We start from the raw sequence: 11,761 nt of genomic DNA, 5'->3' as shown, positions 1-11,761 counted from the left end.
TTCCGCAGTTCCGTACTCCGCAGTTCCGTACTCCGAGTCTCCCGAGGTAGACACGTCATGAGCCACCCGCCCCAGCCGACCGACCCGCCCGGCGGGCAGCCCGGGGACGCGCCCGGGGCCCCGCAGCCCCCGGAGCCGGGCGGCGCCCCCATGAGCTTCGGCAAGCCCCAGGACCCGCCCCCCGGCGGGTTCGGCGCCCCGCAACCGCCGCCCCCGGCCGGTGGTTTCGGCGCACCACAGCCCCCCGCCGGCGGTTTCGGCGCCCCGCAGGAGCCGCCGCCGGGCGGATACGGCGCCCCGCAGCCCCCGCCGCAGCCGGGCGGCTACGGCACCCCGCCCGCCGGCGGCTACGGCTACCCCGCAGCACCGCCCGGACAGCAGGGTCAGCCGCCGCAGGGTGCGGCGGGGTACGGGTACCCGGGGGCCCCGGGACAGTCCGGTTACGGCTACCCGGGTCAGCAGCCGTACGGGCAGCCCGGCCAGCAGCCGTACGGGCAGCCGGGCCAACAGGGCTACGGCCAGCAGCCGTACGGTCAGTACGCGGCGCCCACGGTGCCCGTGGCCCAGCAGTCCGGTGCCCCGGCCCGCCGCACCGGGCTGCGCAACCCGGTGACGCTGATCATCGGCGCGGCGGCCTTGGTGATCGCCCTGATCGTCGGCGGTGGCGTCCTGTACGCCGGGCAGCAGGACGACGACAAGAACACCTCCGCCGGCAAGGACGAGAAGGGCGGCGCCGGCTCCGAGAAGGGCACCGGCGACAAGGGCGGTTCCGACGGCGGCGGCGCGGCGGGCGGCGGCCCGGCCGTCGCGGGTGGCGAGCCCCGCGAGAAGGCGCCCTCCAACACCATGGCCAAGCCCCTGTTCCAGGTGGCCGCACCGGTGGTCAAGGACGACAGCACCATCCCGGTCGCCGGTTCCTGGCTCACCGACAAGGTGTACGCGAAGTCGGGCGTCGGCGAGGTCGTCGGCTACGACCCGACCAGCGGCGAGGAGCGGTGGACGGTGAAGCTGACCGGCCCGGTCTGCGCGGCCGGCCGCCACGTCACCGCGGACAACCGCACGGCGCTGATCGCCCAGCCGTCGATGCCCACCAAGGAGAAGCCGTACCAGGGCTGCACCGAGGTGTCGGTGCTCGACCTGGACACCGGCAAGCTGCTGTGGACGAAGACCGCGAAGTCCGCCGACCGGACCGTCTCCTTCGACGAGGTCACCATCGGCGCCGGTACGGTCGCCGCGGGCGGTTCGGCGGGCGGCGCCGCCTGGAGCGCCGCCGACGGCGCCGCCCTGTGGGCCCCCAAGCTGGGCGAGCCCTGCTACGACGCCGGGTACGCGGGCGGGGAGAACCTCGTCGCGGTCCGCCGCTGCGGTGACCTCGACAGCCGGCGCCTGGAGATCCAGAAGCTGGACCCGAAGACCGGCAAGCCGCTGTCCACGTACAAGATGGCGACCGGTGTCGACTACGCGAGCGTGGTGTCCACCAAGCCGCTCGTGGTCGCCGCGGACATCGGCGACTCGGCCGGGGACGGCAGTTCGATCTCCGACTTCTTCGCCATCGACGAGGAGACCGGCAAGCTGCGCTCGAAGTTCACCGCCGAGGGCGAGAAGTACGCGGCCCGGTGCGACGCGACCCGGGTGGATCAGTGCAAGCTGCTCGCCGTCGGGAACGACCGGCTCTACCTGCCCACCGAGGAGCACGACGGCTCGGAGGAGTTCACCGACACCAACGAGATCGTCGCCTTCGACCTCGCCACCGGCAAGCTCTCCGGCGCCCGGGCCGACGCGGGCGACGGCTGGGTCCTGAGCCCGATCCGCATGGACGGCAGCAACCTCATCGCCTACAAGCGGCCCCCGTTCGACAAGGGCGGTCAGGTCGTCAGCCTGAACGGGTCCACCCTCAAGGAGACCGTCCTGATGGAGAACCCGTCGACCGAGTCCTCCCGGGAGCCCGAGCGGTCCTTCATGCCGGACTACTCCGAGTACCTCTTCGGCAGCGGGCGCTTCTTCATGAGCGCGGTCTACGCGTCGAAGCCCTACAGCAAGGACGAGGACAAGTTCCTGGCCGTGGCCTTCGGTACCGGCTGACGCCCGCATCACGGGCCGACGCCCCCTGAACGGCGCGACTCCGCCCCCGCTTTCCCCGGTCCACCTCGGGGCAGACGGGGGCGGAGGCGTGTTCAGGGGGGCGCACGGAGGCGCGCGCCCGCGCTCGGTCATGGGCGTGCATTCGGGGCGTTCCGGGCCTGGAAGGCGGCTCGTTCCCGCCGTCGCGGGGGGTGCGCGGTGCGCTGGGGGCCCGTAATCCAGGGGTGGGTGTCGCGAGGCGTGCCCAAGGTATTACCGTCGGCTTCTCATCCGTTACGGCAGCGATCCGTCGAACAAGCGTGTAGCTTCCGGATGACGAGGGCAGGGGGTCCGGATCTGTGGGGGACCGGGCGGGGAAAGTGGGGGGTGACACTGTGGGTGTGCGGCTCATGGTCGTCGATGATCACAGGCTGCTCGCCGAGGCGTTGGCCTCGGCGCTCAAGCTGCGCGGGCACCGCGTGCTGGCCGCGGCGGCGCCCGCGGCGGGCGCGGCGGAGTTGGTGATCTCACGGGCACCGGAAGTGTGCCTGTTGGGCACCGCGGCTCCGGCGGAACCAGGCGTGTTCGATCCCGTGGTGCGGATCAAACGGGACCGCCCCCAGGTGGCGGTGGTCGTCCTGGGGCCGGTTCCGTCGCCCCGGGGGATCGCCGCGGCCTTCGCCGCGGGGGCTTCCGGCTACGTGCGCCACGACGAACGGATCGAGGGCGTGGAGCGGGCCATCATGAAGGCCCGTGCGGGGGAGTCCGCGGTGGCGCCGCAACTCCTCCAGGGCGCGTTCAGCGAGTTGTTGAACCCCGCGGCCCAACCCGACGACGAGGGGCAGCGGCTGCTCCAGATGCTGACGCCCCGCGAGGTGGAGGTGTTGGTGCGGGTCGCCGACGGCGAGGACACCCGGCTGATCGCCGCGGGCATGGGCATCGCGCCCTCCACGGCGCGCACCCATGTGCAGCGGGTGCTGATGAAGTTGGGTGTGGGGTCGCGGTTGGAGGCGGCGGCGCTGGCTGCGCGCACCGGGTTGTTGGACCGGGCGGGGCCGTTGGTGCCTTCGCCGGGGGCGGCGCTTCATCCGGGTTCCTCCGGGGGCTGAGTTCCGGTTCTGCTTCAGCGCGCTTCGTCGGTGGTTGCGGCGGGGCGCGCTCCCGTGTGTGCGCAGTTCCGTGCGCCGGGGTGCGCGGGGCGGTTCCTCCCCGGGTCCCTCGGGTGGGGCCTTCCGGCGGTGCGTTGGTCCCCCTGCGGGTGCGTGGGGGTTGCTCGCGCCGTTCCCCGCGCCCCTTTGGGGCGCTTCGCTGCGGGTGCGTTGGCCCGTGCGGGTGTGTGGGGGGTGCTCGCGCCGTTCCTCGCGCCCCTTGGGTACGTCCACCTCTGGCTGCGCTGTCCTGTTCGGTGCGCTGTCGTTCTGCGCAGTCCCCGCGCCCCTGTCGGGGCCGCTCTGGCCGTTCCTCGCGCTCCTTTGGGTCTTGCTGTGCTCGGGCCCGATCGTTGTGGTGGGGGATTTGATCGAGGGTGGATGTTGTTTGATTCTGATGAGGTGAATTCCCTATATGCCTTGACCGGGGTCGTCGGCTCGTGATTTGTTGTGTTTGATTCTGTTGGATCTTTGGAGGTCGGTAGGGACCGCCGACGAGGAGTGCCGCAGTGAAGAAGACGTCGACCCGACTGGCCGACGGCCGGGAGCTCATCTACTACGACAGCCGCGACGACACGCTCCGCACGGCCGCCGACCCCCGGCCGCTCGCGCCCGTCACGACCACGTCCGAGGTCCGCCACGACCCGCTCCTCGGTGACGACGTCGCCATCGCCTCGCACCGCCAGGGGCGCACCCACCTCCCGCCCGTGGACGAGTGCCCGCTGTGCCCGTCCACCGGCGCCCGGCCCACCGAGATCCCCGACACCTCGTACGACGTCGTCGTCTTCGAGAACCGGTTCCCCTCCCTGGCGGGGGACTCCGGCCGGTGCGAGGTCGTCTGCTTCACCCCCGACCACGGGGCGTCCTTCGCCGACCTCACCGACGAGCGGGCCGCCCTCGTCCTCGACGCCTGGATCGACCGGACCGCCGAACTGTCCCACCTGCCCTCCGTGGAGCAGGTGTTCTGCTTCGAGAACCGGGGCGCCGAGATCGGCGTCACCCTCGGCCACCCGCACGGCCAGATCTACGCGTACCCCTTCACCACCCCCCGCACCGCCCGGATGCTGCGCTCCACCGCCCGGCACCGCGCCGCCACCGGGCGCAACCTCTTCGACGAGGTGCTGGCCCGCGAACTCGCCGACGGCAGCCGGGTCGTGCTGGAGACCGGGGCGTGGGTCGCCTTCGTGCCCTACGCCGCGCACTGGCCCTACGAGGTGCACCTCTACCCCAAGCGCCGGGTCCCCGACCTGCTCGGCCTGGACGACACCGCCCGTGCCGAGTTCCCCGGCGTCTACCTCGACCTGTTGCGCCGCTTCGATCGGCTCTTCGGCCCCGAGGCGCCGCCGACCCCGTACATCGCGGCCTGGCACCAGGCGCCGTTCACCACGCCCGCGGCGGGCGGGGCGGGCGAGCTGGCCGACCGCGACGAGTTCGCCCTGCACCTGGAGCTCTTCACCGTTCGCCGTACCTCCGGCAAGCTGAAGTTCCTCGCCGGTTCGGAATCCGGCATGAGCGTGTTCATCAACGATGTGCCGCCGGAGGACGCGGCACGACGACTGCGGGAGGCAGCACCCCGATGAGCACCCGACACACCCCGACCATGCAGGCCACGCCCAGCGGCCGTTACTTCGTCACCGGCGGCGCCGGGTACATCGGCAGTGCCGTCACCGCGCTGCTGCTGGCCGCCGGACACCGGGTGACCGTCCTGGACGACCTGTCCATCGGCTTCGAGGACGCCGTGCCGCCCGGCGCCGCGTTCGTCCGGGGCCGCGTCCAGGACGCCGCCCGCTGGCTGGACGGCTCCTACGACGGCGTCCTGCACTTCGCCGCGTCCTCGCAGGTCGCCGAGTCCGTCGCCCGGCCCGAGAAGTACTGGCAGAACAACGTCGGCGGCACCATGGCGCTGCTCACCGCGATGCGGGACGCCGGCGTGCGCCGCCTCGTCTTCTCGTCGACCGCCGCCACCTACGGCGAACCCGTGCGGACCCCGCTCACCGAGACCGACCCGACCGTCCCCACCAGCCCCTACGGCGCGTCCAAGCTGGCCGTGGACCACATGATCGGCGGTGAGGCGGCGGCCCACGGGCTGGCCGCGGTGTCCCTGCGCTACTTCAACGTCGCGGGCGCCCACCGCGCGCCCGACGGCACCCTGTACGGCGAGCGGCACGAACCCGAGTCGCACCTGATCCCCCTGGTGCTGCGGGTCGCGGCGGGCGAACGGGACACCGTCCACGTGCACGGCGACGACTACCCGACGCCCGACGGCACCTGCGTGCGCGACTACCTCCACGTCAGCGACCTCGCCGAAGCCCATCTGCTCGCGCTCGGCGCCGCGGCCCCCGGCGAGCACCTGATCTGCAACCTCGGCAACGGCAACGGCTTCTCCGTCCGCGAGGTCGTCGCCACGGTCCGCGCGGTCACCGGCCACCCGGTGCCCGAGACGCCCGGGCCCCGCCGCCCCGGTGACCCCGCCGTCCTGGTCGCCTCGGCCGCCACCGCCCGGGACCGGCTCGGCTGGCGGCCCGGCCGGCCGGACCTCGCGGACATCGTGGCCGACGCCTGGGCGTTCGCCCGCCGGGCCGCCGTGCGCTGAGCCCGTCCCGCCCCGCCGCCCCGTGACCGCCAGCCCGACCGGCCCCGCCGCCCCGCGGACCGTCCACCACGCCGAGGGACCCGCCATGACGCCCACCGACCCCACCGCCCCGGACGCCGCCACCGCCCCGGGTGCCGGCACCGACCCGTCCACCGCTCCCGAAGCCGTCGCGCGGGCCTTCGAGGAGCTGTACGGGAGCGTCCCCGAAGGGGTGTGGGCAGCGCCCGGCCGGGTCAACCTCATCGGTGAGTACACGGACTTCAACGAGGGCTCCGTGATGCCGCTGGCCCTGCCGCACACCGTGGTCGCGGCGGTGTCCCGCCGCACCGACGGGGTGCTGCGGCTGCACTCGGCGAACGCGCCGGACCCCGCCGCGGCGCCGGTGGAACTGCGCACGGCCGAGCTGGCGCCCCGCTCCGGCGGGGGCTGGTCCGCCTACCCGGCCGGGGTCCTGTGGGCGCTCGCCCGGGCCGGGCACCGAGCGGTCCTCGACGGCGCCGACGTGCACCTCGCCTCCACCGTGCCGACCGGCGCCGGGCTCTCCTCGTCCGCCGCCCTGGAGGTGGCCACGGCGATCGCCCTGGACGAGCTGTACGCCCTCGGGCTCGACCGTCCCGGGCTCGCGCGCCTCGCCCAGCAGGCCGAGAACGCGTACGTCGGCGTGCCCTGCGGGGTCATGGACCAGATGGCGTCCGCGTGCTGCGTGCCCGGTCACGCCCTGCACCTCGACTGCCGGGACCTGAGCACCCGACAGGTCCCCTTCGACCTGGCCGCGCACGGGCTGCGGCTCCTGGTGGTGGACACCCGGGTGCAACACGCCCTGGGCGACGGGGCGTACGCCGAGCGGCGCGCGGGGTGCGAACAGGGCGCGCGGGAGTTGGGTGTCTCCCATCTGCGCGACGTCCCGTACGACACGCTCCCGGACGCGCTCGCGCGCCTCGGCGACGAGCGCGTGCGCCGTTACGTGCGGCACGTGGTCACCGACGAGCAGCGGGTCGCCCGGGTCACCGCCCTGCTCGGCACGGGCACCCCCGAGGCGCTGCGCGCGATCGGCACCGTCCTCACGGCGGGCCACCACTCGCTCCGCGATGACCTGCGGGTCTCCTGTCCCGAACTCGACCTGGTGGTGGCTGTCGCGAACGCGGCGGGCGCGCACGGGGCGCGGATGACCGGCGGCGGCTTCGGCGGTTCCGCGCTCGTCCTCGTCGAGGAGTCCGCCGCACCCGTGGTGGGGGACGCGGTGCGGGCCGCCTTCGACCGCGCCGGCCACCGGGCGCCCCGGATCTTCGACGCGACCGCCTCGGCCGGAGCGCGCCGAATCGGCTGAACCCCGCGCACCGGCACCGGACCCGACACCGACACCGTCTCCGATCTGCGGGCGGTGTCGGTTCACGCGGTAGATGACCCCCGCACTTTGTCGACTTCTGTCTCAATACGAAGCATCAGACCCGCCTCGAACTGCGAGGTCAAACAGTTCCCCAAATAGGCTTCCGCTTCTGCCGGGCGGCCTTACTCTGATGGGCAGCGCCGGTGGGGGCCGGCGTCGATCAGGGGGCGAGACAGTCGGGTACGACGCCCGAAGTGGGGGTAGCAGTCCAGGCACGGCGACGGTCGTGCGGCTGCGGCGACTCGTGCCCGGACCGATCCGGGTCCGGGTTCCACTCGGGGCGCCGCACCCGCTCAGGTCGTCCCCCAAAGGGGGTTTCTGTGGTTCGTATTCGCGCGCTGGTCGTTGACGACCATCGTATTTTCGCCGAGTCGCTCGCGGCGGCGCTCGCCGCCGAGCCCGATGTCGAGGTGTCGGCGGCCGGCAGTGGTCCGGCGGCCCTGCGCTGTCTGGACCGTGCAGCGGCCGACGGGCGCAGATTCGACGTACTGCTCGTCGACGCCGACCTCGGCGCGGCGGCGGTGGGCGTCCTGCCCGGGGTGCGGCCGACCGTGGCGGTCGCCGGCGGGACCGACCCGGTGCCCACCGTGGACGGGATCTCGCTGGTCGCCGCGGTGCGGCAGGCGCAGCCCGGGGTCCGCACGGTGGTGCTCGCCGAGAAGGACGATCCGCGCCGCGCGGCGCAGGCCCTCCAGGCGGGTGCCAGCGGCTGGGTCGCCAAGGACTGTTCGCTGTCGCGGTTGCTGAACGTGATCCGGGGGGTGCTGCGGGACGAGACCCATCTGCCGCCGGCGCTGCTCACGGGGGTGCTGCGGGAGCTGACCGCGGCCCGCAAGCACCGCACGGAGAGCGAGCGGCTGGTCGAGTCGCTGACCCCGCGCGAGCGCGAGGTGCTGCGCTGCATGGTCGCGGGCCTCGGCCGCAAGGCGGTCGCGGAGCGGCTGTTCCTGTCCCCGCACACCGTGCGCACCCATATGCAGAACGTGCTCGGGAAGCTCGGCGTGCACAGCACGCTGGCGGCGGTGGCGCTCGCCCGGCGGGCCGGGGTGGGCCCCGTGGACCTCGAAGCGGCCTCCTAGGCCGGTACGGCCGGTGCCGGTCGGGTGGCGACCGCGGGCCCGTGCGGGGTCAGCCGGGAATGTTGTCGAACGGGGCGGTGAGCTGTCTCAGCAGTGCGGCCAGCTCGCCGCGCTGGGCGCGGGACAGCTCCGAGAGGATCGCCCGTTCCTGGTCGAGCAGACCCGCCAGCGCCTGGTCGGCGCGGTCCCGCCCCTCGGGCGTGAGCCGTACGAGGACGCCCCGCCGGTCGTTGGGGTCGGGGAGCCGTTCCACCAGGCCCTTCTTGGTGAGCCGGTCGATCCGGTTCGTCATGGTGCCCGAGGTGACCAGGGTCTGGGTGAGCAGTTGGCCCGGGGACAGCTGGTAGGGGGAGCCGGCCCGGCGCAGTGACGTCAGCACGTCGAACTCCCAGGGCTCCAGCTGGTGTTCGGCGAAGGCCAGTCTGCGTGCGCGGTCGAGGTGTCTGGCCAGCCGGCTCACCCGGCTGAGCACCTCCAGGGGCTCCACGTCGAGATCGGGGCGCTCCCGGCGCCACGCTGCGACCAGCCGATCGACCTCGTCCTCCATGGCGATCAGTGTAATAGGTCTGTCGACGTGAAGTCTCTTGATGTCAAGATAGGTTTGGGAGCGGTGGACGGTCCACCGCCTCGCGAGGAGGACGCCGTGCCCGCCGTACCCGTCTGGGACCCGCACCAGTACCTGCGCCACGCGGACCACCGCGGCCGGGCCTTCGTCGACCTCCTCGCCCGGGTGCCCGAGCCGCCCGGCGGGCCGGCCCCGCGCATCGCGGACCTGGGGTGCGGGCCCGGCAACGTCACCACCCTGCTGGCCGAGCGCTGGCCCGCCGCGCGGATCACCGGGTACGACAACTCCCCGGACATGCTGGAACGGGCCCGGAAACTCGCCGGGCCCACCTCCGGCGGCGGCCGGCTCGACTTCGCGCACGCCGACGCCGTCCGCTGGGCGCCCGACCCGGCCGAGCCGTACGACCTGCTCATCAGCAACGCCCTGCTCCAGTGGGTGCCCGGGCACACCGACCGCTTCGCCGACTGGATCGCGGGCCTCGCGCCCGGCGGCACCTTCGCCTTCCAGGTGCCCGGCAACTTCGACGCGCCCAGCCACGCCCTGCTGCGGGAACTCACCGGCTCCCCGCGCTGGCGACAGCGGCTCGACGGGGTGCTGCGGCACGGGGACGCGGTGCGCGAGCCCGCCCAGTACCTCGCCGCGCTGGCCGCCCTCGGCTGCGAGGTGGACGCCTGGGAGACCACGTACCTGCACGTGCTGGGCGGGGACGACGCGGTGCTCGACTGGATCACGGGCACCACGCTGCGGCCCGTACTGGCCGCGTTCGACGGCGACCCCGAGGAACGGGACGCCTTCCTGGACGAGTACCGGATCGCCCTGCGGCGCGCCTACCCGGCCGCCGCGCACGGCACGGTGCTCCCGTTCCGCCGCATCTTCGTAGTAGCCCGCCGCAGCTGACCCCCGCCGAGACAGCGCCCCCGAGCCCGAACGCACCAGCTCAGGGGCGCGGGGAACTCCGCAAACCCCCAGCGCACCCCGCAGAACAGCGCACCCGAGACCGGACGCACCTGATCAGGGGCGCGGGGAACTGCGCAAAATCGCCCACGCACCCGCACGGGCCAACGCACGCGCAGCAGATCGCACCAGCTCAGGGGCGCGGGGAACTCCGCAAACCCCCAGCGCACCCGCACCGGACAACGCACCCGCCCAGGACAGCACACCCCGAGCCGACCGCACGGTCACGTGTGCCGGTGCCCCATCAACCGCGGCTTGGGCTCCAACCCGTGGAGCCCATGCCACGCGAGGTTCACGAGGTGCGCCGCGACCTCCGCCTTCTTCGGACGGCGCACGTCCAACCACCACTGCCCGGTCAGGGCGACCATCCCCACCAGCGCCTGCGCGTACAGCGGCGCCAGCTTCGGGTCGAAGCCCCGGCTCTTGAACTCGCGCCCCAGGATGTCCTCGACCTGCGTCGCGATGTCGGAGATCAACGAGGCGAACGACCCCGTGGACTGGGCGACGGGCGAGTCCCGCACCAGGATGCGGAACCCGTCGGTGTACTCCTCGATGTAGTCGAGGAGGGCGAACGCCGCCTGTTCGAGCAGTTCCCGCGGATGCCCGGCGGTCAGCGAGCCGGTCACGCCGTCCAACAGCCGACGCATCTCCCGGTCCACCACCACCGCGTACAGGCCCTCCTTGCCGCCGAAGTGTTCGTACACCACCGGCTTGGACACCCCCGCCTTCGCGGCGATCTCCTCCACCGAGGTGCCCTCGAAACCCTTGGCCGCGAAGAGGGTGCGGCCGATCTCCAGCAGTTGCTGGCGGCGCTCCGCGCCGGTCATCCGGGTGCGGCGGGTGCGCCGCGGCTTCTCGCTGGAGGTGCTGGAGTCGGTCGCCACGCCGTCCATCATGCCGGTTCGGCGGCTTCCTGCTTGCGCCGGGAGTCGATCCGCTCCTGTGACGGCCAGCGCACGTCGTACGCCCAGCCGAGCTTCTCGAACCAGCGGATCAGCCGGGCCGAGGAGTCGACCTGCCCGCGCATCACCCCGTGCCGCGCCGACGTCGGGTCCGCGTGGTGGAGGTTGTGCCAGGACTCGCCGCAGGACAGCACCGCCAGCCACCACACGTTGCCCGAGCGGTCCCGGGACCGGAACGGGCGCTTGCCGACCGCGTGGCAGATGGAGTTGATCGACCAGGTCACGTGGTGCAGCAGGCCCACCCGGACCAGGGAACCCCAGAAGAACCCGGTGAACGCGCCCCACCACGACATGGTCACCAGCCCGCCGATCAGCGCCGGCAGCGCCAGCGAGAGCAGCGTCCAGTACACGAACTGGCGCGAGATGAGACGGATCGCCGGGTCCTTCACCAGGTCCGGGGCGTACTTCTCCTGCGAGGTCTGCTCCTCGTCGAACATCCAGCCGATGTGCGCCCACCACAGGCCCTTGAGGAGCGCCGGCACCGTCTCCCCGTACCGCCACGGCGAGTGCGGGTCGCCCTCCGCGTCGGAGAACTTGTGGTGCTTGCGGTGGTCGGCGACCCACCGCACCAGCGGCCCCTCCACCGCGAGCGAGCCCGCGACGGCCAGCGCGATCCGCAGCGGACGCTTCGCCTTGAAGGAGCCGTGCGTGAAGTAGCGGTGGAAGCCGATCGTGATGCCGTGACAGCCGAGGTAGTAGAAGAAGACGAGCAGCCCCAGGTCCAGCCAGCTCACCCCCCACCCCCAGGCCAGGGGGACGGCGGCGGCGATCGCGAGGAAGGGCACGGCGATGAACAGCACCAGCGTGATCTGCTCGATCGACCCCTTCTGCTCGCCCCCTAGGGTCGCGGACGGAATCGCCTGGTCGGACCCTTCTGACGCCGAGGAGGCGTCGTCGAGCACGTCGGAGCGGGTGGTCATGGGGAGTTCCCTGGGGGGTCGGGGGCATGGGGAGGGGGACGCGTGCGGTCACGGTTCCTACGGTTCCGTAACCTACGGCGACGTAAGTATGG

Annotated in this window: 10 protein-coding genes; 7 read left to right on the top strand and 3 right to left on the bottom strand. The window is 73.1% G+C overall.

Going from position 1 to position 11,761, the window contains the following annotated elements; all coding sequences use genetic code 11:
• Positions 1–57: 57 nt before the first annotated feature.
• The 6 genes from ACFV88_RS06465 (at position 58) to ACFV88_RS06440 (ending at position 8,268) form a co-directional block, all read left to right on the top strand.
• Complete coding sequence (locus ACFV88_RS06465) at positions 58–2,082, top strand: PQQ-binding-like beta-propeller repeat protein (protein WP_385486645.1); 2,025 nt, start codon at positions 58–60, stop codon at positions 2,080–2,082.
• A gap of 389 nt (positions 2,083–2,471) precedes the next feature.
• Complete coding sequence (locus tag ACFV88_RS06460) at positions 2,472–3,170, top strand: LuxR C-terminal-related transcriptional regulator (protein WP_385486643.1); 699 nt, start codon at positions 2,472–2,474, stop codon at positions 3,168–3,170.
• Between the two features lie 548 nt (positions 3,171–3,718).
• A complete protein-coding gene (gene galT / locus ACFV88_RS06455; protein ID WP_385486641.1) occupies positions 3,719–4,789 on the top strand; it encodes a galactose-1-phosphate uridylyltransferase in 1,071 nt (356 codons plus the stop codon).
• Entirely contained in the window at positions 4,786–5,802 is a 1,017-nt protein-coding gene (gene galE / locus ACFV88_RS06450; protein ID WP_385486639.1) for a UDP-glucose 4-epimerase GalE, read from the top strand. Before galT ends, galE begins: the two co-directional genes overlap by 4 nt.
• An 85-nt stretch (positions 5,803–5,887) precedes the next feature.
• A complete protein-coding gene (gene galK, locus ACFV88_RS06445) occupies positions 5,888–7,129 on the top strand; it encodes a galactokinase (RefSeq protein WP_385486637.1) in 1,242 nt (413 codons plus the stop codon).
• Positions 7,130–7,509: 380 nt separating this feature from the next.
• Positions 7,510–8,268 carry a LuxR C-terminal-related transcriptional regulator gene (locus ACFV88_RS06440; protein WP_385486635.1) on the top strand — a complete coding sequence of 253 codons (759 nt, stop codon included), beginning with the start codon at positions 7,510–7,512 and terminating at the stop codon, positions 8,266–8,268.
• A gap of 49 nt (positions 8,269–8,317) precedes the next feature.
• Here the strand turns inward: ACFV88_RS06440 and ACFV88_RS06435 are convergent, their stop codons facing one another.
• Complete coding sequence (locus tag ACFV88_RS06435; protein WP_385486633.1) at positions 8,318–8,815, bottom strand: MarR family winged helix-turn-helix transcriptional regulator; 498 nt, start codon at positions 8,813–8,815, stop codon at positions 8,318–8,320.
• Positions 8,816–8,911: 96 nt separating this feature from the next.
• On the opposite strand from ACFV88_RS06435, the gene ACFV88_RS06430 reads away from it, so the two are divergent.
• A complete protein-coding gene (locus ACFV88_RS06430; RefSeq protein WP_385486631.1) occupies positions 8,912–9,730 on the top strand; it encodes a trans-aconitate 2-methyltransferase in 819 nt (272 codons plus the stop codon).
• A gap of 281 nt (positions 9,731–10,011) precedes the next feature.
• Here ACFV88_RS06430 and ACFV88_RS06425 read toward each other — a convergent pair whose 3' ends face one another.
• The gene (locus ACFV88_RS06425) at positions 10,012–10,683 is read right to left on the bottom strand and encodes a TetR family transcriptional regulator (protein ID WP_385486629.1); all 672 of its coding nucleotides are present in this window, start codon (positions 10,681–10,683) and stop codon (positions 10,012–10,014) included.
• On the bottom strand, positions 10,680–11,669 hold the full coding sequence (locus tag ACFV88_RS06420) for an acyl-CoA desaturase (RefSeq protein ID WP_385486627.1): 990 nt from the start codon (positions 11,667–11,669) through the stop codon (positions 10,680–10,682). The genes ACFV88_RS06425 and ACFV88_RS06420 overlap by 4 nt, the downstream gene beginning before the upstream one ends.
• Positions 11,670–11,761: the final 92 nt, after the last annotated feature.

Origin of the sequence: Streptomyces sp. NPDC059816 (genome assembly GCF_042732055.1) — a bacterium.
In the GTDB taxonomy this organism is placed as follows: domain Bacteria; phylum Actinomycetota; class Actinomycetes; order Streptomycetales; family Streptomycetaceae; genus Streptomyces.
This window is presented reverse-complemented; position numbering and strand designations above follow the sequence as displayed.